Source organism: Candidatus Margulisiibacteriota bacterium (genome assembly GCA_031268855.1).
Lineage (GTDB): Bacteria > Margulisbacteria > Termititenacia > Termititenacales > Termititenacaceae > Termititenax.
The window spans coordinates 1-23,610 of sequence record JAIRWS010000021.1; the positions used below are offsets into that span (position 1 = coordinate 1).

The window sequence follows — 23,610 nt, forward strand, 5'->3', positions numbered from 1 at the left end:
TTAACCGCAAAAGCTCTGGCACGGTTAACTTACAATCTTTCTGTTCGCCTCCAGCGTACTACACCGTGATTTACCAAACCCCCTCAGTCTACAGGCTATGCGCTTTTGTTGCTTTCTACCGAGCGCAACCAAAGTGGATCGAAAGGAGTGGAACTCGTCCACCATAACGCCTCTCCTGTTGTGCCAAACATCTTTCCCGCCGCGCCAGGAATACTCACCGCGCTGATTTCTTTACAATTCACCTTCCCTTGCTCATAACGTCGCGTACTTTACTGGTTTTCTCCCCTTTACAAGGGGAGATGTCTTAAATTTGCTTGCTCCAAGCAAATTTTAGACAGTGGGGTGTCCGCGCCAGCAGACATAACAACGCTGAACGCTGATCGAACGCCAAAATATCCGCTCTGCAAAATATTCACCGCGCTTAACGTTTTACCGCTTCAACCCCCTACTCGTTCATAAGCAACTCTTTCGTATTAAAATCCACATACAGTTTTCCGCTATCACCATCACTCAAGCCAAATCGCCGCGCCAGTTCCCGCCAGAAACTGTTTTGCAAATACTCCGCGTCCGCAGACGCAAAGATCGCTTCACGGAAAAATTTATCTCTGGCCTGAAGCGGAGCGTATGCCGGCACGGCGCCGGGGCGCATAGCTTGGCGTGCGCAAAGGACTTTATTGCTGGCGACTTCCAGATCGCGGATGTCGTCTTTGGTCAGCAGGGCAAGAGTTCTCATATCTATGTCCCTGCCGCGCGGTTGGCTTTAGTGTCTTTGGTATTGCCCGCTGGATTTGGCTCATATCTGCTCGTCTCCGCGCAGCCGTTGTAGCAGCTGCTGACGCAGCCGTCATAGCAATTGTTCAGGCAATTTGTACTGCAATCTGACTTACAGACCTCATCGCATAGTTGAGAACAGCCGATAACGCAATTGCCGCCGCAATTATTGGCGGAACACGCCGCGCTGCATCCGCCATCACATGCGTTGCCGCAGCCGATCGAACAGACCCCGCCGCACTCGCCATTACATGCGCCGCCGCAGGCAATTTGACAGTCCGTGCTACACCCACCAGCACATGCGTCGCCGCAGTCTTTCGAACAGGCCGCGCTACACCCGCCAGCACAATCGCTACCGCAGTCAATTGAACAGGCCTCACTGCACCCGCCAGCGCATGCGTCGCCGCAGTCAAGTGAACAGGCCGCTCTACACCCGCCACTACATGCGCCACCGCAGCCGCTCTCACAGGCAGCGCCACAACCGCCATCGCAAGCGTTATTACATCCTATAGTACATCTACCGCTACATTGATTACAATTCCCTCTACAGCCATTTCCACATGAATTTTCACAATCTTCACAATGAAACGCTATCCCATCATTTCTCCCGCTGCCTCCACATATACCATTACACTCCCCAGAACAGGTGGTAGCACAATAATTGCTTCCACAATTTCCTGCACAACTTGTTCCACAACCACTACCACAAGCGTTGCCGCAGCCGTCAGCACAGGCATTGCCGCAGTTAACTCTACAAGCCACACTACAGCCGCCAGCACAGGCATTACCGCAGCCAACTTTACAGGCCGTGCTACAGCCGCCAGCACAAGCGTTGCCGCAGCCAACTTTACAAGCCACACTCCAGCCGCCAGCACAGGCATTGCCGCAGTCAAGTTTACAGGCCGCGCCGCAGCCGCCAGCACAGGCATTGCCGCAGCCAACTTTACAGGCCGCGCCGCAGCCGCCAGCACACTTACTACCACAGCCGACGGCACAACTCGAGCTGCAGCCGCCATCACAGGCGGCGCCGCAATCGAGCACGCACACATTAGCCGCGCAGCCAGTGCCGCATTCTCTGCCGCATGTTGAGCTGCAACCTCCGCTGCATCGCGCATTATTCAGGCTGTCATCGACAACTTGCCTGACTTCTTCGAGATGGCTGGCTCTGAGTTTCGTGGACAGAGCAGTTATATTCTCGCCCCAGGGGAAAGTATTGCTGCCGTTATAATTAACCAGCCCCTGCGTGGCTGTCCGCAAATTAGTGAGCTGACTTGCTTCTATACGGGATTTTTCGGCTTCAACAGCGATCAGTGTGGTTTGTGTCACGCCGCGGCGCGTCTGTTCTTTTTTGAGATTGGCCAGAGTCTGATTATAATCCGCCGCGTAAGCCTCTTTGTTGGATAAATAGTTTTTTTGTTTCTTTTCAGCCGTGTCCGCCAGCCCCACATTGGTTGTCGGTGTTGCGCCCGCCCCTGTCAACGGTTCCTCTGCCGTACTGTCCGGTGTCCGGTATTTGTAACGCGCCATAAACATACCCCCTTGTTTGTTATATCAGCAAATAGCCAATACTGATATTATAGTGTCTATTTGCTAATAGTCAAGTCATTGGCTATAAGTATATATACAATCGCATGGGCTTAAAGCAAATATTCATTGCTAATTTACGTAGAATTCGCAGGGCATCCGGTCTATCTCAAATGCAATTAGCCTTTCATTGCAATACCGCGCCCAGCTATATCGGCGAGATCGAGATCGGCCGCCGCTTCCCCTCAATAGAGATGATCGAAAAGATCGCCGCGGCGCTGCAAATCCAGCCGCAGCTGCTTTTTGCGGATCAGCCGTATGTGCCGCGTCACAAAACAGCGCGGGATTTTTCGTTTTTGCCGGAAACGCTTAAAAAAGATTTGCTCAAAAAAGTGACCGTCGCCACACAGAAAGTTTTGCAAAAATATTAGAAAACCCTACCGCAGTCCGGCAGGCCAAGACAGCGCCGTTTTGTTTGTGCTCTATTCGTAATGCGACCACATTCTGATAACACGGACATAATGCTCTTTTGTATGCACGGAATAAACTAACCGATGTTTTAAATTTATTCTCCGCGAATACGCTCCGTCAAGATTACCACTCAGCTTCTCATAAGGCGGCGGACTTTGAAATGGGTTGGCACGCAAGACATCAAGTAATTTCTGTCCGCCGCCTTTCAATCCTGCCCTGCTAAGATACTGCGCGTCTTTGAGCGCCTGCTTGGTGAAAAGCAGTTCCCAGACAGCAGTTTCTACCATTTGAGCTTGCTCTCTTTAAAAAGTTTTTTCTTGGGCGTGCTCAATCCTTTAATTATCGACTGTTCCATTTGCGGAATATTTTGCAGATAGTCCGTGTCATTTTGGGCAATCGGTTCAAATGGAATTTTTCCGTAGTTGACCACCTGGTGGTAAAACAAATTCGTCGCCGAAGCCACAGATAATCCAATATTTTCAAATATCTTTTGCGCTTTTTCTTTAACTGTATCGTCAACTCTGACACTGATTGTAGCCATTTTGCGCTCCTTTTACTATAATTATGTATGAATATTGTAACACATTTACTGCAAATATGCCAGCTATTTGTAAAGCCCCTGCGCTTCAACCATATTTACCGCAGTCCGGCCCGCAAACGCTCTTCTTTGAGTTTTTCTTCCTTCGATTTTTCTTCCATAGTCCGAAAATATTTCGCCGTGGAAATTTCGTCCAAAAATTTGGTGGCCTCGCGGTCCATTAAACGTTTCCAGGCCTGCTTTTTGTGCTCGCGGTCTTTTTCCAAAATCTTGCGGTCTTTCATGGATTTCACCAGACGCTCGCGCTGTTCTTCTTTGCGCTGATCGGCCTCTTTGGTTTTGTTTTCCTGTTCATTTACGTCGATCTTATATTTTTTGAGAAAATTTTGGCGGTGCATAATGCTGGCAAAATTAATATTGCCCTGCAGACCGCTTTTCAGCGTGCGCTGCTGCTGCATTTCATAATCCTTCATTTTCTTTTCACGTTCTAATTCTTCCAAATATTTGCGCTGGGCTTCGGCAAATTTTTCTTTTTCTAATTTCTCGTAAATCTCGCGGACTTTTAAAACTGTCCGGAGATTATATTGAAACTTATTGGATTTTTTTGCTTTTTTCATAGCGGCCCCCGCAGATTTTACGCAAAAATATTTTCCAGCCGCGCCACGGTTTCATCAAAATCAAATTTTTCATCCGTGGCCTGGCATAAAAATTCATTCACCGCGTCGATCTTTTCGATCGCGTTGTCGATCTTTGGATTGCTGCCTTTGACATAGGCGCCGATATTGATGAGATCCTCGGCTTCGGTGTAACGCGCCAGCACCTCGCGCAGCTTGCCAGCGGCGGCTTTATGCTCCGGCGTGCAGATTTCCGACATCAGCCGGCTGACGCTCGGGCCGATCTCAATGCAGGGATAATGATTTTTAGCGGCCAGATCGCGCGAGAGGACAACGTGGCCGTCCAGCACGCTACGCGCGCAGTCCGCAATCGGCTCATCCATGTCGCCGCCGTCCACCAGCACAGTGTAAATCGCCGTGATCGAACCCTTTTCCGAAGTGCCGGCACGCTCCATCAGGCGCGGGATCATCGCAAATACCGACGGCGTGTAGCCCTTGGTGGTAGGCGGCTCGCCGACAGCCAGGCCGATCTCACGCTGCGCCATGGCAAAACGCGTCACAGAGTCCATCATGAATAGAACTTTTTTGCCCTGATCGCGGAAATACTCGGCGATCGCGGTGCCGGCCATCGCGCCCTTTAAGCGGATCATCGGCGGCTGATCCGAGGTCGCGCAGACCACCACAGATTTGCGCAAACCCTCTTCACCCAGCGACTGCTCAATAAAATCGCGCACTTCGCGGCCGCGCTCGCCAACCAGCGCGATCACGTTGATATCCGCTTCCGTGCCACGCGCCAGCATACCCATCAGCGTTGATTTGCCCACGCCAGAGCCGGCAAAAATACCGATACGCTGTCCCTGGCCGAGCGTCAACAAACCGTCAAAAGCTTTGACGCTGGTCGCCAAATAATCTTTGATGCGCGGCCGTTTGGTCGCGTCCGGTGGATCATGGTCAAATGGGTAAAACATGTCCGTCACAATCGCGCCTTTGCCGTCCATCGGCCGACCCAGACCGTCCAGCACGCGCCCCAGCAGTTGATTGCCCACGCCGACGCGCAGCGGGTGGCCGGTCGGCACGATCTTGCAGCCCGGCGCAATACCAGTGGTCAGACCCAGCGGCATCAACAGCACATTGTCGCCCTTGAAGCCGGTAACCTCCGCGTAAACCGGATGCGGGTCTTCGCCCTCCAAAAAAATCGTGCAGAGTTCGCCATTGGCCACGCCGGTAACCTGCGCCTCGATCACCAGGCCGACCGCCTGTAAAACCTTGCCGATCACTTTGACGTGCTCGGTATTGTCGATCGCCTGCAAATATTTGGTTAAATCTTTGACGACCATAGTTTAGAGCTCCGGCGCTTTTTCCAGGCCGCCTTCTGCTTTGGCTTTTTCCTGCTGCTCTTCCAGCATTTTCTTTTCCTGCTCGCGGATCTCCTCCAGCGAAGTCACCTGCATCAGCTCCGCGATTTCTTTTTGTTCCTCGGCGGCCACGTCGATCTCTTCACCGCGCTCCACCGCCTCTTTTACCGCCGTTTCGCGCTTGGTTTTTTCTTCCTGATAAACACCCAGCAGCGCGGTCTGGATCATGTCCAGTTTCGTGACCACTTTGGCATCGATAAAACCTAATTTGGTTTCGATCACGCAGCCGCCTTCCGCGCAATGCTTGTCGGGCACAATGCTCAAATTCTTGGCCTCGACCAGATCGATGATCAATTCTTTTTCATTGCGCACGGCCTGCAAATCCTGCGCCGCTACTTTGATAACCACCTGTTCATTATCAGAAATTTTTTCAATAGCGTCCTTGACTATGTCCATCACAATATTCTGACTCTGCGCCAGCTCATTGCGGACAACCTGCGCGGCAATGCGTGTGGATAAACGCATGATTTCCGGCACCGCGGATTTGACGATCGTATTTTTCTGCGCGTTGGCCTGCTTCACCACATTTTGCGCTTCGACGATATGTCCTTTGAGCTGTTCATAAATTTTTTGTCTGCCCTCTTCCACACCTTTGGCAATTTCTTTTTCCAGCAGCTCTCTGGCTTTGTGCTCCGCGGCGTCGATAATCTGCCGCGCTTCTGCTTCGGCTTTTTGTTTGATCTCCCCGGCGACGGCGTCCGCCTGCGTCCGGCCTTCCTGTAAAATATTTTGGATCATTTGCTCGCGTTCTTCGTCGCTGACCAGCGGCTCGGCCGGCTCCACATACACCTCGACCGGCGAGATATTCGGCGTCTCGCTTAATTTTAATTCCTCAATTCCGGCAGCCTCCGGCAGTCCCATATGCACCAGCCGTTCACCTAAACGCAAAGTATGTTTTTTTAACAGCGGCATAAACCTCTACCCCCGAGCTTTGACCTGTTCATTAAGTATAGCAAACAAGCTGTCCGACCATGGCAGCTTCTCGACCGCGCATTGTTTGATCTCGCTGCGGCGGCCGGGTGAGAGCATTTCATAATAGTCTTTCTGCCGGCCGGCGCTCAGATAACTCAAAACAAAAGCGGCGGTCTGCGGCAGTTCATTTTGTAGCAAAGCCACCAGCTCCGGCAGCGGCTTGCGGCCAATTTCGCTCGCTGTGTCAAGCGGATCCGGCTCCGGTTCTTTGAGTTTCGGCGCCTCGGGCGGCTGAGTCAGGGCAAAGCGTGTTAATTCTTTGAGCACAAAAGCCACCGCTTCCGGCGAAGGTTTCTTAAAATTATTTAACTCCCGCGTGATCTTGAGCGCGATGCTCTCCGGCAGACAATCCAGCACTTTGCGGGACACCTCGTCGCCCAGCGCGGAAAGAAAAATCAACGCTTTTTCACGGCCTTTTAACTGCATCGCCACCATTTCAAAATCTCCTCATCTATTTCTGCGGCACGGCGTCTTCCTGGAACCACTTTTCCAGAACTGCCGCGACTTTATCCGGACTCTGCGCGGCCAGCTCGCGGATCGCATCCGTCGACGGCGCGGCCAGATCCGCAAAGCCTTCTTTGTCTTCCGCGGGCTCATCAAAAACAGAACTTTTTTTGCCGCCTTTTTCCGCCGTAACTTTGTTAGTACGCCTCGGGCGCAAGACCAGGATCAAAACCAAGAGGCCGAAAAGTCCACAGCCTAAATACGCTATATTACTCCACGTCCAAAAACTTTTTGGTTTGGTCTGTAATTTAGACAGGTCTATCTCCGGTTTATTTTTCTCCGCTGGCGGCGTGGGTGTCCTGGTGGTTTCTTTGACAGCGGTTTCTGTTTTGCCAGACTGACCGCCCAAGCCGCCAAACAAATTGCCTCTGTTACGCACATTAACATTGGGCGACCAGCGCAGATCGATGCGGTCACGTCCTTTGATATAGCTCGTCGCCGCGGCAATTGATTTCATGAAAGCCTCGCGCACTTCTGGAGTTAAGATCACATCTTTGTCGTTCTGGTCCAGCAGGATCATGCTGGTAATCCGCGCGATCATGGAATTTGGCGTTGTCCTGCTAAAGGGCTGGTCATTCAGCTCGACATTAACTTTGACCGCTGTGGCTTTTTTCGGGAAAAACTGATCGGCCATTTGTTTGACATTGCGTTCCAGCAGATTTTCGTAGCGTTCTTTGAATTTCATTTTGGCCGCGTAAATTTCTTCCGCGCTGGCATTGGTTTGCACCCGCAGCCCTCTAACTGAATCTCTCTGCTGTTTATTCATCTTGCTGTTGTCGATATTGTAATACATTTCAAAAACCGAACTCTCGTCGCCGACAGGGGCGGAAGGATCCAGCGGTATATCGGAAGAATTCAGCAAGGCCGCCGTGCTGACGCCTCGCGCGCTAGCCTGTGACTTTTGCAAAGCCAGCATCGCCGCCAACCGGTCATAATCTTTGGCATACTCCTCGGAGCTCAAAACCCGGCCGTTGTAATCCACCACCGTAATATTTTCTTTTTGCAGGCCTTCCACCGAAGCGGAAACCAAAGCGATCACCGCCTGCACCTGCGCCGGGGAAAGCAGCTCGCCCTCAACAATTTTGACCAGCACCGAAGCCTGCACCGGATTTTGCACGGTGGAGAAAAGCTGTTTGGCCGGTATGACCACGATCACCCGCGCTTCTTCGATGCCGTTGATCCGCGCCACGCTGCGCGCCATTTCACCGCTGATCGCGCGGGAAAATTTCACGTTTTGATCAAACTCCGACGCGCCCAGCGCACTGCCTTTGTCAAAAATCTCGAAGCCCACCGCGCCGCCGTTGGGCATAATGCCCTCCTGGGCGATAGTCAAAACTATATCCGTGCGTCTTTTGGTCGGCACGAGGATCGTGCGGCCGTCGTCCTCCAGCCGGTAATCTTTCACGCCCTGCGTTTTCAGCGAATCCACGATCAGCGCCGCTTCCGCATAATCGAGGTTTTTAAACAACACCGAATAACCGGCCGGCTCTTTTTTTTGCTGAAAACCGGGCAGAGAGCCGCCGATCTTGAGATTGCCGGCCAGCGACGGACGGTAAAGGAAAAATAAAATCGCCAGCGCGGCGATCACCACAACACCGATAATGATAAAAATCGTTCTATTGCCGCCGGCTTTAGCGCCCGCTCCTATCTGCTCGCCCACAGGGTTTTATTTCTCCTTTCTTAAAAAAATATCTGCTTAAACCGGTATTTGCTCGATCTCTTTAAAGGTTGACACCACCTGATTGACCACGGTTGTCGCCATTTGCACGGCCATAGTCATTTTTTGCACTTCGATCAACGCTTCCTCCATGCTGACGCGCCCCAGTGAATACTGCGTGATGTAAGCATTGGCTTTTTCTTCCGCCGCGCTCACATCCTGCAGCCCGCCGATCGCCGCATCCAACATGACCTGAAACGGCGAAGTGTTCTGCACATTGACCGGAGCCACTATCGTATTCGCACCGGTCTGCACCGGATTTAAACCGCCGATCGCCGGTATTCCTTCCGCCATAAATTTTTCCTCCTTGTTTTTATTGTTTTTTAATTCTCGGCGCTACTGCGCCAGCTCCAAACTGGCCTGCATCATCGCTTTGGTGTTGTTAAAAACCACCACGTTATTTTCAAACGCCCCGCTAATCTCTGACAGCTGGATCAGCTCCTCGGTAATATTCACGTTAGGATACAGGACAAAACCACTTTCGTCAGCATCGGGATGATCGGGCTGATAGACGCGCCGAAATTTTTTCTCGGCGTTTTTCTCCGGCCCGACCGAGACCACCTGCACGCCGTTCATCACTGGCTGCCCGGCGCGGCCGCGCGTTTTGAAATTTTCCGCCGGGCGCAGGATCACCACTTTGCGGCGGTAAGGCAGTCCATCGGCGGTTTTAGTCGTGTCCATATTGGCGATGTTTTCCGCGGTAACCTGCGCCTTGGTGCGCTGGGCGATGGCCCCCGAAGCGCTGATATCCAGAGCGTTCTCCAGCCCGACCGCCGCGCCGAAACACCAGGCCAGCCAGACCAGCGCCGCCGCGCCAAAAATTTTTCGCATAAGACCCTCCTTTTATTTACCCTGGCTTAAAACCGTTTTGACCGTCGAAGTTTTCATTGTATACAGCTTCAGCAGCGTTTGATGCCGCATTCGATTCTTGGCCATTTTGACCATTTCCTCCTCCACAATCACGCGGTCAGCCGACACGCCGCCGGGTTTTTCCTGCAAGGCTTTTAACTCCTCTTTAAAACGGATCGGCTTAAAACCCTCAACTTCCGCATTGGCCACATTGTGCGCGATGATTCCCTGCTGCCGCGTCGCTTCCTGAATATCCCGTTCCAGACGTATGGTCACTTCGTCGAACAAAATATTTTCCACTGCCGCCGGCAGGGCCGCGCTCAAGAACAGGCTGGCCAAAATAATTTTCTTAACCGCGATCATAATTTAATTTCCTCTGAATACGCAAACGCAGCTTGCTTAAAACCTGTGAGTGAATACGGCTGATTTTGCTTTTGGAATACCCCAGTTCGTCGGCGATCTCTTTTTGCAGGCAGTCGTCGATATAAAACATCTTGATGATTTTTTTTTCGTCTTCGGCCAGGGTCTTGACCGCGTCCCAGAGCGCTTTTTTTTCTTCGGCAAAATCGATCTGGCTGGTCACCGCTTCTTCCAGCTGCAAACCGTTGTCCGCCACGCCGTCACCCGCTGACTGCGTGTCTTCAAAAGACAGCAGGTAAGCCACCGATGAATTAGCCGCGATATTTTTAATATTTTCCTCTTCGCCGCCCGTGTTTGTGCTCTTGGTATCGAGCGCCGCTTGGGCCACTTTGGCCTCGACACGGCTGACCGATTTATAGCCGCCCGGATTTTGGTATTTCCATTCTTTGCGGATTTTGTCCAGCATCTCACCGCGGATCCGGTAGGAAGCGTACACTTTAAATTTCACATTTTTGGTCTTGTCAAAATTTTCCCAGGCTTTGATTAAGCCGCTCGTGCCGTAACTCATCAAATCGTCAAAATGAATATTGGGCGGTAGCTTGCCCGCGGTAGTGATGTTAGCGGCGATGATCTGCACCAGCGGCGTGAACACCGTTATCACCGAATCTTTATTTTTAAAATCCACATTATCTTCTGGAGCTTCTTCTGCCTTGTACAAATGCATGTGCACGTTTACCGGCAGCGGTTTTTTTTCCAGCGTTTTGAGCTTTTTCGGCGGATTAGGATTAACGCGCTTGACTGCCATTATTTTCCAGACCTTCCTGCAAAAAGCCCTGCTCGGCCAAATAAGCCGCCAGCTCTTTGCGCGTATAATCGCCGTAAATACTCGACAAGCCGCTCAAAACCAAACTATCCTCGTCATCTTTTTCCGGTTTATAAATGCTGCTTTCATTACCAAACATGTCGCGCAAAAAAACTTCTTCCAGCAGCATTTGCCGGAAAGCCATTTGCCGCCCCGCATTGTCCGTCGGCTGACGGCGCATACCTTCTTGAACGACAATATCGCTCATAAACTCCGCCGGATTGACCGGCACAACGCCAGGCGCCGCCCAAACCAGCGCCAGCAGCAGTAAAAAACCAAGTTTCTGCCGCACTTAAATAACCTCTATCTCTGCCGCCAGCGCGCCAGCGGTCTTCAGCCCCTGCAAAATAGCGATCAAATCCTGCGGTGAAGTGCCGACGGAGTTCAGCGCCTTGACCAAGCTGCTCAAAGTGGAGCCCTCCCGCAGCTGCACCAATTTGATGATCTTCTCCGGCTGTTGCTGCGGCGCAAGCGGGCTGCCGCCGGCCGCGGCTTGATCCATGGCCAGCAGCGCGTCATCCAGATTTTCGCCTTCAGCGTTTTCTTCCCCGCCCTCGATGCGTATTTCCACATCGCCGTGTGAGATTGCCACCGGCGCCAGACGCACATTTTCGCCGATGACCACCGTGCCGGTGCGCTGATTGATGACCACTTTGGCCACCGCGTCAGGCACAACCATAAAATCCTGCACCCGCGCAATGAACGGCACCAGATCCTCACGATCTTCCGCCTCGATCGGTATCTCCACCGTCGACGGGTCTATGGCGCGTGAACCGGAATAACCCGCCCGATCCAGAGCTTCGGCGACCCGCATGGCCGTGCTGAAATCCGCTTTATTTAAGTTGAGCGCGATGCCGCTTTTGCCGGCGATCTCCATCGGCACAGTCTGCTCAACGATCGCGCCTTCCACAACTTTGCAAACCGTTTCGTTACGATTGGAACCCGTGGACATGCGGCCACCTAAAATTATCGGCCCCTGCGCCACCGCGTAGACCTGATCGTCAGCGCCTTTGAGCGGCGTCATCAGCAGATTGCCGTCGCGTAGCGATGTCGCGTCGCCGATCGACGAAACAAAAACGTCGATCTTTTGCCCGGGTTTCACAAAAGCCGGCAGCTCAGCGGTGACCATGACCACCGCGATATTTTTACTGCGGTATAGATCCTGTCGATTGGTCACGCCCATATTGACCAGCAGATTGGTCAGGGCTTTGTCGGTCACGCTGGAGCCATTGTCGCCGGTGCCTTTCAAGCCAGCCACCAGCCCCACGCCCATGAGTTGATTGGCACGCATGCCAGAAATCACAGCGATGTCTTTAATGCGCACGGCCGGCGATTCCGCCACGGCCAGACAAATCAAAATTATCAGCAGTAAATATCTCCGCATCGCGCCCCCTTGCGTCAAAACAACCAGCTAAACATCGAGGAAAGAATGCCGGGCTGCTGCGGCGTGGACACCGAGCCAGCGCCGCGGATCGTGATCTTGGCATTGGCGATCTGTGTAGAGCTGATCGAGTTATCGTCAGAAAGTTTGGCGGTGTTCACAATGCCGGAAACCTCGACAGTCTCCACCTCTTCATTGACGCGGATCGAGCGCTGTCCCAACACAAAAAGATTGCCGTTGGGCTGCACGTCGACGACCGTCGCGGTGATCGTTGTTTTCAGCGAAGTCGAACGCTGGGTGCTTCCGGTGCCGGTATAATTACTGCGGCCGTTAAAGAGCGTATTTAAGCGCGTATCTCCCGCGCTTTTGCTGGCGAGGCCGCTGACCGGAGTCCGATTGTCTTGCAGGCTGTTGGATAGACTGAAAGTAGTGTCCGAGCCTTTGTTGGTGCGTGTTGTGCCGGATTGCGCGGCGGATAAACTTTCCTCGATCACGATCGTAATAGTGTCGCCCACCGCAAATTTGGAAGCTCTCGCCAGCGGTGATTTGGAATCCGCGCTCCACAGCGACGCGGCAAAACTAACGCACACCAGCAGGAGAACCCCCAGGCACACCCCAAAATATTTTCGCATTTTCCCCGCCCTTTAATTAAATTTTAACTTTAACCCCTATATAATCAATTATAATATAGCGCTCCAGGATTATCAAACCATAATTTTTAAAGAATAATCTGACATTCGCCGCTACCGGTAATTTCCGCCTGCAGAACACGTTTTTTATCATTCTGCACCTGCACCATGATCTTATCGCCCAAAAGACCGTGCTGCAAAGCTTTCGCGGCGGTCTTAATAGTTACGCTGCCGCTGCTCACCGAAAGCGCTACTATGTCACCGGAATTTACCAATTGCTTGATGCTCAGCATCCAGGCAAAGAGCGGCTCGTCAGGACGCAGACCGGTGGTCATAACGCGCGCGTTCCAGGACGCGCCGTTTTCCACCAAATAATGCGAGTATTTCAAAATATCCGTGCGCCGCAGATAAAAATCCTCAGCCGCGACCTCTTCGCCTTTGACCAAATGCCGATCAGCATAATAGACATCCGCCCAGACCGCGGCGTCGTATTTAACGCGGAAAGCTTTGAGCAGCTTTTCCCCGGCCAACACCGAATACTTGATATACATCGACGGCGCGGCCGCCCGTATTTCCGCCCGGATCGTATAATTAGCGGTCTCCACAGAAATAACCGGAGGCGTTCTGGTAAAATTGAGCGAAACTTCTTTGCCGGTAAAACGCGGCAGCGTCTGCATCTCCCGCAAACCCAGCGCCAGCAGCTCGGCCGGCGGCAGCTCCGCGGCAAAAAGTCCGGCAGCCAAAAAAACCGCCGGCCAGGTTTTTTTAAAAAACATTCGGCAGATTAGCCGCGGGCTATCTCGATCGCGCTGTTAAGCATGGCCTCGCCGGACTGGATCGCTTTGGAGATAATGTCAAACGAACGCTGCGTGATGACCATTTGCATCATTTCCGAAACAATGTCCACATTGCTGCTCTCCAGCGAGAACTGGGCGATCTGGCCGAAGCCCTCATCTTCAGGCATGCCATCCAGAGCAATGCCGGAAGACGCGGTCGCCGCGTACATGTTGCCGCCGATACTCTTGAGCGACGCCGGATTGATAAATTTTACCATTTCGATCTGGCCGATCTGGGTCTGCTCGATCTGATTATTTTCCTGCACGTACACCGCGCCAGCGGTGGTGATCAAAACATTGGTGGTGGTGTCCGGCACCCGGATCTCCGGCTCCATAGGATAGCCGCTGATATTGACGATCCGGCCGTCAGAGTCTTTGTGCAGATTGCCGGCGCGCGAGTAAGCGACCGAGCCGTCCGGCATACGGAACTTCAGCAGACCCTCGCCCTCAATGGCGATGTCGAGCGAACCATTGGTTACCTCGATCGTGCCGGACGAAAAATCTTTGGGCGTGCCGACCACGCGCACACCCGAACCCAGTTCGACCAGACCTTTTTCGTAAGAGGTCTCCGTATCGCGGATAGCCTCTTCGAGTATCTCGGGGAAAAGCGTTTCTAATTCCACCCGCGCTTTTTTGAAACCAGTCGTTTTCACGTTGGAAACATTGTTGGTGATCGTAATCAAATCTTTTTCCATGGCGCTCATACCCGTCGCCGCAATGTGGAATTGTCTAAACATCGAAAACCCCCTACCCCTTTTATAAAAACAAATCCTGATAATTGTAGCACAAAATGTTCAGTATAGCCAAACCCGCAAATTTTGTTTATAATAGCGTTCCGATTTTTGGAGGTGAATTTGTGTCTGTAAAAATTAAGTTAAAACGCATGGGCAAAAAACATCAGCCTTATTACCGCGTGATCGCCGTTGACAGCCGGAAATCTCTGAGCTCCGGCGAATACCTGGATAATCTGGGTTTTTATAATCCGGCGGTCAAACCGGCGGCTTTTCAAGTTGATGTCGAAAAATTGCAAGCCTGGCGGCAGAAAGGCGCGCTGCCTTCGGAGCGCGTGGCCAAGCTCTTGCAAAAAGCCAATATTGCCCTAAAATAAAGAGGAGATTTAAACAATGAATAATTTAGTGGAATTGTTGGTCAAAGCACTGGTTGACAATCAAGAGCAGGTAAATGTGTCCGAGACCAGCGGCAACAGCATAACGGTCATCGAGATCTCGGTCGCGCCTGAAGATGTGGGCAAGATCATCGGCAAAGAAGGCCGCATCGCCAACGCGATCCGCACCGTGGTCAAAGCCGCCGGCGCGAAGCAGAATAAAAAGGTTACGGTGGAGATCGTGACCAAAGACAAGCCGGAATAACGGCCAGCCAAAAAGGAGGGAGTTTTATGGCAGAGCTTACACTGCAGAGAAATGTAGTAATCAAGGTTACTGTTACGGAAGAATTCAAAAAATATCTGGTGGGCGAACTGGAAAAATCGATCAAGAATATGGACGCGCAGCTGGCCAATATGGAAACGCAGGGCAAACGGCTGGTCGAAAATCTCAAAAAACAGGGCGAGAAAACCGTCAAGCAGGTGTCCGCGATAGTTCAGCAGATCAATATGGACAAGCAGCAGGCCACACTGGCCAAAGCCGATATTGAGAAAAAGATCGCCGAAGCCCAAGAGCTGAAAATCGGCTCGGAGTTTTTGCAGGGCACGGTGCAGGGCATCACGACAGTCAAGGCCGGTGACAATCTTTACAAGAAACTCGGCGGCATCGAAGTGCTGCTAAAAGACGGCGTGATCCAGGAAATCCGGGGAGCCTAGAGTATTTATTTTCTTGGCGTTATTGTCGGCGCGCACGGCATCAAAGGCGAGCTGAAGCTCAACTGCCGGTATCGCAATTTTGATTTTTCTAAAATCGCCAAAATTTTTATTGGCGGGCAGGAATATGCTTTGCGGGCGGCGCGGCCGCATAAAACCAATATTCTGCTGTCCCTGGCCGAAGTAAACTCGCTGAACACCGCCGAAAAATTGCGCGGCCAAAAAGCCGAAATTGCCGTCAGGCCGCCGGACGATATTGTTTTAGATGAAGACATCTTACAAAAAAAAGTCTACGACCAAAACGACCAATTCGTTGGCACGGCGGCGGAGATAATCCAAACTCCAGCGCATGACGTGCTGGTAATCATGGCGGACGCTGAGCGAAGTCGAAGCATCCGCAAAGAAATTTTAGTTCCGCTTATTCCGGTTTTTGTTAAAGAGATTTCTGCTATAATCAAGGTGGATTTGAAAAATTTGGCAGAATACCCCGCATGAAGTTCAATATATTAACGATATTTCCCGAAGTCATCGAGCCGTACTGCGGCGCGTCGATCATCGGGCGGGCGCGGAAAAAAAAACTGCTGCAAATCAAGGTCGTGAATATCCGTGATTTTGCCGCGGACAAACACCGCAAGACGGATGACGAGCCTTTCGGCGGCGGGCCGGGCATGGTCATGCTGGCGCAGCCGATCTATGACTGCCTCGCCGCGCTGAAACTCCCCAAAAAACGCCGCGTGATCCTGACCAGCCCGCAGGGACAGCCTTGGACGCAAAAACTCGCGCGGGAAATGGCCGCTGAGAAAAATATCACCATCATCTGCGGCCGCTACGAGGGCGTTGACGAGCGGGTCATGCCGCTGATTACGGACGAGATTTCCATCGGCGATTATGTCCTGACCGGCGGGGAACTGCCCGCGCTGGTCATGCTGGACAGCATCGCGCGGATGATCCCCGGCGTGGTCGGCAAAGAGGAGTCCGTCATCAACGAAACTTTTTACGACGGCGCGTCTTTTGATTACCCGCATTATACGCGGCCGGCGGATTTTCGCGGCCTAAAAGCCCCTGACGTCCTGCTCAATGGCAATCACCAAGCCATCGCCGCGTGGCGCCAAAAAATGGCGGAAGAAAAAAGAAAAAAAGTCCGGCCAGAACTGTAAACAACTCGAAAGCCCAACTACGCGCATTTACGGATATAGATCAGCGTGTAATAACTCGGCCGGTTGTCAAAAGCCGTGCCGGAGCCGGTATCGCCCACACTGCCGCCGGAAATATTATGCGTGTGAGCGCCGTCGCCCCCTGTAGTCCCTGAATAGTAATGTGTATGCGAGCCTTCACCGGCTGTATCACCGGCCAGCGTATGCTTGTGTCCCACGCTGTCTATCGTGCCGGACGGTGTCATAGAAAATTTTATACCCCTGCCATTACCACCAGTCGTAAGTCCCCACGTAATACCAGCTTGTGAAGAAAACACATCACCCATACCACCTACACTTGTCAGCTCAGCCGCATCACCAATGGGTATGTACCCGGAAGCAGCCGTGCCGGTAAATGTATGACTGTGGTATTCGTCGGACACGCTGACAGCGGATAAACCGTGCGCGTGGGTTGTGCCACCGCCTGATGATCCTGAATAACTATGCGTGTGCCCTGACGCCATGTCAGCGCTCAAGCCGGACAATTGATGGCTGTGCGCCGGCAAGTTGCTCGTGGTTAACGTAAGGCTGTTGCTGCCGCCGGCGCTTCCTTTAACAGCGGCGCCCATGATAAATTTGTCCGTCAAATCCGGCGTCAGTCCAGCGGCGGCGTTGGCAGCGTCGCACCTGTACCAGCCCTTGAGCGTAACATTATCCGCCCAGCTATTTCCGTCATACATCAGTATCGCGCCTATCGGAAAAAAAGTTAAATGCAAAATATCGTCCGCCAGCATCGGCTCGCCTTTGGCTATTTTAGGCTGCAAAATTCTAGTCATACAAAATCCCCCTTTGTTCTTTATAGTGTCTTTATAAATCTCCGCCCAACAATCCGGCACGGCTTCTTTATAACGTATACGTTATTGGGAAATTATAACATATACGTTATATGTTGTCAATACACTGTTTTTAAGCAAAGGAATCCCTTATGGCCAGAGCAAATGCCCACCACAAACCCAATGTTGCTTTTCTGCGCAAGATCGGTATTAAAATCCGGCAATTGCGGGAACAAAAAAATTTAACGCTGGAAGAATTGGCCGATCTAGCCGGTATTTCTTACAAATATTTACAGGAAGTGGAAACAGCAAAATATAGTTTTACGGTTTCGGTGTTGCATTCCATCACGCAGGCGCTCGGCGTTTCGCTGGCGGAGTTTTTTCAAAAAGTAGAAACTTATAAATCCAGACTATAATATTGTTTTACGGTCAATGCTAGAGCATATCCGTATTGCCCTTAAAAAATATTATCCCACAGCCCGCTCATACTCTTTTCGCAAATAACTTTTCGGTACGAGTGTGCGGATATTATCCCAGGGCAATTCCTTATCGATATCTATCGCCCGCAAAAAATATTCCAGCTTATATCCGCATTGCGCCAAAGCCTGCAGCCAGAGATCGTATTTGAAATGCTCCTGCCAGGCATCGTAACAGCAGCCCAAACGGTACGCCGCCAAAATAACCGCGCCAGTTTCGCGGCCAGAGCGGCTCAAGACCGCTTCGATCGCCGAGGACTCCGCCCGATGATAGCGGAATTGCACGCGGCGGGAATGGAGATTTTGTTTAATTAAACTTTGTTTGCGTTTAATTTCCTCCGGCGGATCTACCGCCGCCCACTGAAAAGGCGTATGCGCTTTAGGCACAAAATTAGACGCGCTGATCGTCAGGGTAAAATTTCTAGTCTGCTTATTTTCATTCAGGATCTTCTCCGCCAGCTCCGGTATGGCCAGCACATCGACGTCAGTTTCGCCGGGCAGGCCGAGAATAAAATACAGCTTCAAAGAACGGATGCCGCTGCCGACGGCGATGCGCGCGGCCTGCAAAATATTTTCCTCGGTCATTTCTTTATGAATAATATCGCGCAGCCGCTGCGTGCCGGCTTCCGGCGCGATAGTCACGGTGCTGCGGCGGACTTTTTGGGTCTCGGCCAGCAGGCGCGCGGAAATACTCTCCGTGCGCAGAGACGGCAGAGAAATATTTATTTTTTGCGCGGCGTATTTTTGATTGAGCGCACAGACCAGCTCCTCGATCTGCGGATAGTCCGTCGCCGTCAGCGACAACAGGGAAATTTCCGCATAGCCGCTTGCGGACAGGCCGGTCTCCGCGTCGCGCAAAACAGCCTCGAGCGGACGCGGACGCAAAGGCCGCCAGGTAAAACCCGCCTGACAAAAACGGCAGCCGTGCAGACAGCCGCGCATGATCTCTAAAACCAGGCGATTGTGCACCGTGTCGATATAGGGAATTATCGTCTTGACCGGATTGTTTAATTGGCGCAAATCTCTAATATAATTTTTCGTCGTCTGATTGCGCAGCGCGGGAAGATAAATGCCGGGGCGCGGCAGAGCGGCCAGATATTCCAGCTTGGCCGGACGCGGCAGCTTTTTAAAATCCGGCCTGGCCAGCGCGCGCAAAAAATCCTCGAACAGCTCCTCGCCTTCGCCGACCAGCACGACATCCAAAAAATCCGCCAGCGGCTCGGGATTGAAAGCGCAGGGGCCGCCGGCAAAAATCAGGGGGCTGTCCTCGCCGCGTTCTCTGGCCAGCAAAGGGATCCGCGCGCGGTCTAAGAACAAAAGCAGATTAGTGTAGGTCAGTTCGTGCTGCAACGAAAAACCCACCGCGTCAAAATCTTTAACCGGCCGCCGCGACTCCAGCGCAAACAACGGCCAGTTTTTTTCCTGCAGGGCTGCCAGCATATCGTCTTCCGGCAAAAAAGCGCGCTCCACCGCGGCTTCCGGCAAAGCGTTGCCGCGAAAATACAAAATATTCAAACCCAGATTGGACATGCCGATCTCGTATTTGTCGGGATAACAAAGGCAGCAGGAAACCGCAAAATCTTTTTTTTGTATAGAGTTTTCTTCCTGGCCGATATACTGCGCCGGGTTGCGCACTGTCCGCAGCGTTTTTTTCAATTCCCGCAGGTCTGGCATGTCAGGCCGCCAGCACTTCACGGACAAATCTGTGATTGAAAACATGCCCGGACTTATAGACAAAAAATTCCGCCTGCGGCAACGCGCCCGCCGCCGCGATATCGCCGATAAAATCCAAAATTTTATGCCGGACTAATTCATCGGGGAAACGCAAAGCCGTGGAAAAACCCCGGGCGGAAATCACGACGGCGTTCTGCAGCGACGCGCCCTGCGCTTTGTTCCGCGCCAGCAGCCACTCCAGCTCTTCCTGAAAACCATATGTCCGCGCCGGCGCGATATACCGCATGTAATCGTCCCGCGCCAGATCAAAGCTGCCCAGGTCTGTCTGCGCCTGCGGATTGTCGTAATCCAGCAAAAAATTCACTTTGAAATTTTCGGCGGGCAGCGCCAAAATAAACTTTCCTTCGGCAACTAATTTTTGGGGGCCGGCGATCCGCAAAAGACGCCTGGGCTTATCCTGTTCCCGCAGACCAGCGGCCAGGATCTGTTCGGCTATAAATTTAGCCGAGCCGTCTTTGATCGGCGCTTCAATGCCGTCGATCTCGATCAGCGCGTTATCCACACCTAAGCCCGCCAAAGCGGAAACCAAATGCTCCACCGTCTGCACCGAACTGCCGTCAGAAAAAATCACCGCGGTGCCGCGCTCATCTCCGCGCACATTGGGATAAAAATATTTGCTGGTCAGTGTTGAACTGCGAAAAATCAAACCGCTGTCCGCCTTGAGCGGCGAAATAATAACTTCCGCAAATCTAGCCGTGTGAATGCCGTAACCGTTGAAAACGATCTGCCGCGCCAGCGTTTTTTGTCTCATGCCGCAATTATAACAGCAACACTACAAAATTCCGTTGATCGTCATCGTCAACACGCCGCAAAAAGGATGCGCCTCGTCGTCATTGCCGTCACCATCTATGTCAACTTTGGAGGAATTGCGCACCAGATTGACCGCCATCAGGCTGAAGTACATTTTGTTGGTTGTGTAAATACGCAGGCCAAAATTGGCGTTGTATTTATTGTCCTCATAAGCCAGCGCGTCCGCCACCCAGGAAACTTCTTCGCTGGTAAACAACTCGCCGCCGGCCAGCAGCGAAGCCCGCAGTTCTTTTTCCGGCTCAATGTAGCGGCCAGCAGCGCCCATGCTTATTGAATGTCCGCCCACGAATTTTTTGGTTATCACCATAAACACGCTGGGATATTCCCGAAAAGTATAAGTCCCTTTTGAGGAAAGATTTTCCCAGCCAAAAGCCACCAGCATCGGATCATCATCGTCCCGCATCGCGCCGTACCATTTGGCATTGCTAAAAAGGCCTTCGCGTTCGCTGCGTCCGCCAAAAGTCAGTTCCAGCCATTCCGACCAGCCCAAACCGATATTGTACCGCCAGTAAGCCGGTTCGGTGTAAGCGGACGAAGCCCCCGCGGAAAAAGCGGAAAGTCCCATATTCCACTCCTGATAACGCAAAGCCTCGGCGTTGGGCACCATAATATAACCGCTGGAACCGGTCAGCGTGCGCCCGCTAGCCCAGATCAGCGCCGGAAAGAATACCACGCAAAATAAAAGTTTCTTCATGGAACCCCCCTCGCGCCTACCTTAGGCTATTATATAATATTTCCAGCTTTTTGGTAATAGCCGAATTTAAGAAAGATTTTTTGGCATTCTGTTCCGCGCCGCCAGCCAAACGCCGCAATTCCGCCGGCGTCCGCAACAAAGCAACAACCTTTTGGCTGAACACCTCTAGATCGTCGGGAACTAAATAACCGTCGATGCCGTTTTCGATCATCTGGGACACGCCGCGGGCATCGATCGCCACAGCCGGCCGGCCGCAGGCTTTGGCTTCGGAGATCACCAGCCCCTGTGTTTCGGTCTTGCTGGCGCAGACAAAAAGATCGCCCGCTTTGAGATAATCATACACCCGCGCGCGCTCCACGCGGCCGGTAAAGATAACCCCGTCAGAGATCTGCAGCTCAGCTGCCAGTTTCCGGAGCGCGGCTTCCAGCGGACCAAACGCCACGATCATCAAACGCGCCGCCGGCGCCTGCGCGGAAATTTTCTGGAACGCTCTCAAGAGAAACTCTATATTTTTTTCTTTGGACAAACGGCCGCAGTACATCAACAGCGGCGCGTCCGGCGCTATGCCGTATTTTTCACGAATGCCCCGCGGGTCGGCTCTTTGCACAGCCGCGTCGTCCACGCCGGTCGGCAGCGCTTCGATGCGCTGCCGGACACCGTATTCCTGCTGTAAAATATTTTTGACTATCGCGGTCGGCGTGATAATCAGATCGCAGCGGCGGCAAAAATTTTTAATAATGCCGATCAAAACCGGTCGGCTGATAAAACGCGGCAGCGGCACAAAATGCAGATAATCCGTGAACAGCGTGTGAAAATGATAAACGAACGGGATTTTCATTTTGCGGGCGATATGCCGCGCCAGATAGCCCAGCTGATACGGCGAATGGGAATGAATAATGTCCGGTTTATTGGCGCGCAGCCACCGGCCAAAACCGCGTTTGAACGGCCAGGCTAGCCGGAAGCCCGGGTACAGCCGCGTGCCCAGCGACGGGAAACGCACCACGCGGTAAACGCTATCGTCTTGAAAACCGGGATACCACGGCGCAAATACGGTCACTTCGTGGCCAAGCGCGGCCAGACCGCGGGCATAAGTGTCCACCGAAACCGTCACGCCGCTCAGATATGGTTTAAAGGATTCCGTATATAAATGAATCTTCATTCCCATTCCTGCTGTTTCCCTTCCAGCGCTTTCAGCCTGTCGTATATTTCCGGCAGCTTATTGTACAGCGCGCGGCGGCGCATGGCCGGACCGTAATCATCAGCGGTCGGCGTGCCGTAGATCTTGGAATTGGGCGGAATGTCGGTCAGCACCGACGTCGAGGCAAAGATCACCGTATTGCTGCCAATGCTGATATTGTCGCCCACGCCCGCGTTACCGGCCAGCACCACATTGTCACCGAGCGTCGAACTGCCGGCCACATTGGTCGCGCCAGCCAGAATACAGTTCTTGCCGATCCGCACATTATGGGCGATATGCGCTTTGTTGTCGATCTTTGTGCCCTGCCCAATGACAGTCGCCGCAATAGTCGCGCGGTCAATACAGGTGTTCGCGCCGATCTCCACCTCGTCCTCAATGATCACTTTGCCTTTTTGCGGCACTTTGATATGCCGACCATTTTCGTCCTGTATATAGCCAAAACCGTCGGCGCCGATCACAGCGTTGGCGTGAATAATGCAATTTTTGCCAATGACGCAGTCCGCATACACCACCGCGCCCGCGTATAATATCGTATTGTCGCCGATGACCGCATTTTTGCCGACAAAAGCCTGCGGATAGATCGTCACATTCCGGCCAATTACCGCCGTCGGATCAACAAAAGCTCTTTCCGCGACTCCGGTCTTTTCCGACGCGGGATAAAAAATATTGAGCAGCTCGATCAAAACTTCTTTGCCTTTGGCCGTGATGATCTTGGGGCAGGAAAATTCCGGCCGGTCTTGATTGAGAATCAAACAATTTGGTTTTTTATCCTGCAATTTGGCGAGAGTTTTACGCGCTAGACCAAGACAAACCGACTCCGCTCTGGCGCAGTCCGCCGCTTCCACTAAAAACCGCAAAGGAAGATCTTGGCCGAACAACTGACCGCCGATCTTTTCAGCGAGCGCTCGCGCGGTCAGCATTTATTTTTTCTTATTCAGGCGGGTGACCACCTGTTCGGTCAAATCCATGCCGCCGGAAATAATCACCTGTTTGTCCACCACCACATCGATACCGACTTCTTTGGAAATAGTGTCGACCGCGGCGATAATATCCTTGCGGATTTTGGCCATTTGCTCGTCATTGATCATCTGGATCTCCGCTTCTTTGGGGCCGAGTTCTTTTTTCATGTCTTCCTGCAGTTTTTCCAGCTCTTTTTCCGTCTTGCCGTCGATTTTGGCTTCGGTTAATTTTTGCGCGTGTTTGTTACGCAGTTTTTCGTAGTCTTTCATTTTATTATTCAGATCATCCTGCACGGTTTTCGTTTTGCCGTAACCCTCAAAAACCTGCTTCACATCAATATAGCCGACCGTGGCCGCCAGCGAAACGCTCGCCAAGACCGCCAAACTTAAAATTATTTTTGCTGATTTCATGTTTCTACTCCTCTAAAAATATACTTATTCATTTTAGCATAAAACTAAAAACGTTTCATTATATTATACCAGGCAAAAGACTATTTTGTTCCCGCGCTTCGCG

Annotated in this window: 32 protein-coding genes; 7 read left to right on the forward strand and 25 right to left on the reverse strand. The window is 52.2% G+C overall.

Translation table 11 applies throughout. The features are described from left to right. Window positions 1-445 precede the first annotated feature (445 nt). Window positions 446-733 (reverse strand): hypothetical protein, encoded by a 288-nt coding sequence (locus LBJ25_01215; GenBank protein ID MDR1452584.1) that lies wholly within the window; start codon window positions 731-733, stop codon window positions 446-448. 628 nt (window positions 734-1,361) lie between these two features. Continuing rightward, window positions 1,362-1,787 (reverse strand): hypothetical protein, encoded by a 426-nt coding sequence (locus tag LBJ25_01220; protein ID MDR1452585.1) that lies wholly within the window; start codon window positions 1,785-1,787, stop codon window positions 1,362-1,364. Window positions 1,788-2,402: 615 nt separating this feature from the next. Between LBJ25_01220 and LBJ25_01225 the strand changes: the two genes are divergently transcribed. After that, on the forward strand, window positions 2,403-2,726 hold the full coding sequence (locus LBJ25_01225) for a helix-turn-helix domain-containing protein (protein ID MDR1452586.1): 324 nt from the start codon (window positions 2,403-2,405) through the stop codon (window positions 2,724-2,726). Between the two features lie 51 nt (window positions 2,727-2,777). On the opposite strand, the gene LBJ25_01230 is transcribed toward LBJ25_01225, so the two are convergent. The 16 genes from LBJ25_01230 to flgG all read right to left on the reverse strand — a co-directional run bounded on the left by LBJ25_01230 (window position 2,778) and on the right by flgG (window position 14,180). Next, a complete protein-coding gene (locus LBJ25_01230) occupies window positions 2,778-3,053 on the reverse strand; it encodes a Txe/YoeB family addiction module toxin (protein ID MDR1452587.1) in 276 nt (91 codons plus the stop codon). Further along, on the reverse strand, window positions 3,047-3,307 hold the full coding sequence (locus LBJ25_01235) for a type II toxin-antitoxin system RelB/DinJ family antitoxin (protein MDR1452588.1): 261 nt from the start codon (window positions 3,305-3,307) through the stop codon (window positions 3,047-3,049). The genes LBJ25_01230 and LBJ25_01235 overlap by 7 nt, the downstream gene beginning before the upstream one ends. Window positions 3,308-3,402: 95 nt before the next feature. Then, window positions 3,403-3,921, reverse strand: a complete 519-nt coding sequence (locus tag LBJ25_01240) for a flagellar FliJ family protein (protein MDR1452589.1) — start codon at window positions 3,919-3,921, stop codon at window positions 3,403-3,405. A 17-nt stretch (window positions 3,922-3,938) separates the two neighbouring features. Beyond that, window positions 3,939-5,255, reverse strand: coding sequence for a flagellar protein export ATPase FliI (gene fliI / locus LBJ25_01245; protein MDR1452590.1), 1,317 nt, complete (start codon window positions 5,253-5,255; stop codon window positions 3,939-3,941). A gap of 3 nt (window positions 5,256-5,258) precedes the next feature. Then, window positions 5,259-6,245, reverse strand: coding sequence for a hypothetical protein (locus LBJ25_01250; protein ID MDR1452591.1), 987 nt, complete (start codon window positions 6,243-6,245; stop codon window positions 5,259-5,261). Between the two features lie 6 nt (window positions 6,246-6,251). Next, window positions 6,252-6,740 (reverse strand): hypothetical protein, encoded by a 489-nt coding sequence (locus tag LBJ25_01255; protein ID MDR1452592.1) that lies wholly within the window; start codon window positions 6,738-6,740, stop codon window positions 6,252-6,254. A 16-nt stretch (window positions 6,741-6,756) separates the two neighbouring features. Further along, a complete protein-coding gene (gene fliF, locus LBJ25_01260; GenBank protein ID MDR1452593.1) occupies window positions 6,757-8,469 on the reverse strand; it encodes a flagellar M-ring protein FliF in 1,713 nt (570 codons plus the stop codon). Between the two features lie 36 nt (window positions 8,470-8,505). Further along, on the reverse strand, window positions 8,506-8,820 hold the full coding sequence (locus LBJ25_01265; protein ID MDR1452594.1) for a flagellar hook-basal body complex protein FliE: 315 nt from the start codon (window positions 8,818-8,820) through the stop codon (window positions 8,506-8,508). Between the two features lie 42 nt (window positions 8,821-8,862). Further along, a complete protein-coding gene (flgC, locus tag LBJ25_01270) occupies window positions 8,863-9,357 on the reverse strand; it encodes a flagellar basal body rod protein FlgC (protein MDR1452595.1) in 495 nt (164 codons plus the stop codon). A gap of 12 nt (window positions 9,358-9,369) precedes the next feature. Continuing rightward, entirely contained in the window at window positions 9,370-9,738 is a 369-nt protein-coding gene (locus tag LBJ25_01275; protein MDR1452596.1) for a hypothetical protein, read from the reverse strand. Next, a complete protein-coding gene (locus LBJ25_01280) occupies window positions 9,725-10,540 on the reverse strand; it encodes a sigma-70 family RNA polymerase sigma factor (GenBank protein MDR1452597.1) in 816 nt (271 codons plus the stop codon). The genes LBJ25_01275 and LBJ25_01280 overlap by 14 nt, the downstream gene beginning before the upstream one ends. Continuing rightward, the gene (locus LBJ25_01285; protein MDR1452598.1) at window positions 10,521-10,889 is read right to left on the reverse strand and encodes a hypothetical protein; all 369 of its coding nucleotides are present in this window, start codon (window positions 10,887-10,889) and stop codon (window positions 10,521-10,523) included. Before LBJ25_01285 ends, LBJ25_01280 begins: the two co-directional genes overlap by 20 nt. Further along, on the reverse strand, window positions 10,890-11,981 hold the full coding sequence (locus LBJ25_01290) for a flagellar basal body P-ring protein FlgI (protein ID MDR1452599.1): 1,092 nt from the start codon (window positions 11,979-11,981) through the stop codon (window positions 10,890-10,892). Between the two features lie 14 nt (window positions 11,982-11,995). Then, complete coding sequence (locus LBJ25_01295) at window positions 11,996-12,610, reverse strand: flagellar basal body L-ring protein FlgH (GenBank protein ID MDR1452600.1); 615 nt, start codon at window positions 12,608-12,610, stop codon at window positions 11,996-11,998. A gap of 86 nt (window positions 12,611-12,696) precedes the next feature. Beyond that, entirely contained in the window at window positions 12,697-13,383 is a 687-nt protein-coding gene (gene flgA / locus LBJ25_01300) for a flagellar basal body P-ring formation chaperone FlgA (GenBank protein MDR1452601.1), read from the reverse strand. Between the two features lie 8 nt (window positions 13,384-13,391). Then, window positions 13,392-14,180, reverse strand: a complete 789-nt coding sequence (gene flgG / locus LBJ25_01305) for a flagellar basal-body rod protein FlgG (GenBank protein ID MDR1452602.1) — start codon at window positions 14,178-14,180, stop codon at window positions 13,392-13,394. Between the two features lie 119 nt (window positions 14,181-14,299). On the opposite strand from flgG, the gene rpsP reads away from it, so the two are divergent. From rpsP to trmD, 5 genes are read left to right on the forward strand one after another with little or no spacing between them, the layout of a single operon-like run. Beyond that, a complete protein-coding gene (gene rpsP / locus LBJ25_01310; GenBank protein MDR1452603.1) occupies window positions 14,300-14,551 on the forward strand; it encodes a 30S ribosomal protein S16 in 252 nt (83 codons plus the stop codon). Between the two features lie 16 nt (window positions 14,552-14,567). Continuing rightward, window positions 14,568-14,813 (forward strand): KH domain-containing protein, encoded by a 246-nt coding sequence (locus LBJ25_01315; protein ID MDR1452604.1) that lies wholly within the window; start codon window positions 14,568-14,570, stop codon window positions 14,811-14,813. Window positions 14,814-14,839: 26 nt separating this feature from the next. After that, window positions 14,840-15,262 carry a YlqD family protein gene (locus LBJ25_01320; GenBank protein ID MDR1452605.1) on the forward strand — a complete coding sequence of 141 codons (423 nt, stop codon included), beginning with the start codon at window positions 14,840-14,842 and terminating at the stop codon, window positions 15,260-15,262. 21 nt (window positions 15,263-15,283) lie between these two features. After that, entirely contained in the window at window positions 15,284-15,754 is a 471-nt protein-coding gene (locus LBJ25_01325) for a PRC-barrel domain-containing protein (GenBank protein ID MDR1452606.1), read from the forward strand. Continuing rightward, a complete protein-coding gene (gene trmD / locus LBJ25_01330; protein ID MDR1452607.1) occupies window positions 15,751-16,416 on the forward strand; it encodes a tRNA (guanosine(37)-N1)-methyltransferase TrmD in 666 nt (221 codons plus the stop codon). The genes LBJ25_01325 and trmD overlap by 4 nt, the downstream gene beginning before the upstream one ends. A 17-nt stretch (window positions 16,417-16,433) precedes the next feature. Here trmD and LBJ25_01335 read toward each other — a convergent pair whose 3' ends face one another. After that, window positions 16,434-17,228, reverse strand: a complete 795-nt coding sequence (locus LBJ25_01335; GenBank protein ID MDR1452608.1) for a hypothetical protein — start codon at window positions 17,226-17,228, stop codon at window positions 16,434-16,436. 149 nt (window positions 17,229-17,377) lie between these two features. On the opposite strand from LBJ25_01335, the gene LBJ25_01340 reads away from it, so the two are divergent. Further along, window positions 17,378-17,641, forward strand: a complete 264-nt coding sequence (locus tag LBJ25_01340; protein MDR1452609.1) for a helix-turn-helix domain-containing protein — start codon at window positions 17,378-17,380, stop codon at window positions 17,639-17,641. A 51-nt stretch (window positions 17,642-17,692) separates the two neighbouring features. On the opposite strand, the gene LBJ25_01345 is transcribed toward LBJ25_01340, so the two are convergent. The 6 genes from LBJ25_01345 to LBJ25_01370 are packed head-to-tail and all read right to left on the reverse strand — an operon-like array spanning window position 17,693 to window position 23,507. Further along, window positions 17,693-19,420 carry a radical SAM protein gene (locus LBJ25_01345; GenBank protein ID MDR1452610.1) on the reverse strand — a complete coding sequence of 576 codons (1,728 nt, stop codon included), beginning with the start codon at window positions 19,418-19,420 and terminating at the stop codon, window positions 17,693-17,695. After that, the gene (gene lpxC / locus LBJ25_01350) at window positions 19,377-20,186 is read right to left on the reverse strand and encodes a UDP-3-O-acyl-N-acetylglucosamine deacetylase (GenBank protein MDR1452611.1); all 810 of its coding nucleotides are present in this window, start codon (window positions 20,184-20,186) and stop codon (window positions 19,377-19,379) included. Before lpxC ends, LBJ25_01345 begins: the two co-directional genes overlap by 44 nt. Before the next feature lie 21 nt (window positions 20,187-20,207). Continuing rightward, complete coding sequence (locus LBJ25_01355; GenBank protein ID MDR1452612.1) at window positions 20,208-20,939, reverse strand: hypothetical protein; 732 nt, start codon at window positions 20,937-20,939, stop codon at window positions 20,208-20,210. Window positions 20,940-20,955: 16 nt separating this feature from the next. Continuing rightward, the gene (locus LBJ25_01360) at window positions 20,956-22,098 is read right to left on the reverse strand and encodes a glycosyltransferase family 4 protein (GenBank protein ID MDR1452613.1); all 1,143 of its coding nucleotides are present in this window, start codon (window positions 22,096-22,098) and stop codon (window positions 20,956-20,958) included. Continuing rightward, window positions 22,095-23,057 (reverse strand): UDP-3-O-(3-hydroxymyristoyl)glucosamine N-acyltransferase, encoded by a 963-nt coding sequence (lpxD, locus tag LBJ25_01365; protein MDR1452614.1) that lies wholly within the window; start codon window positions 23,055-23,057, stop codon window positions 22,095-22,097. Before lpxD ends, LBJ25_01360 begins: the two co-directional genes overlap by 4 nt. Further along, window positions 23,058-23,507: an OmpH family outer membrane protein gene (locus LBJ25_01370; GenBank protein MDR1452615.1), complete on the reverse strand. Its 450-nt coding sequence runs from the start codon at window positions 23,505-23,507 to the stop codon at window positions 23,058-23,060. It lies immediately after the preceding gene. Window positions 23,508-23,610: the final 103 nt, after the last annotated feature.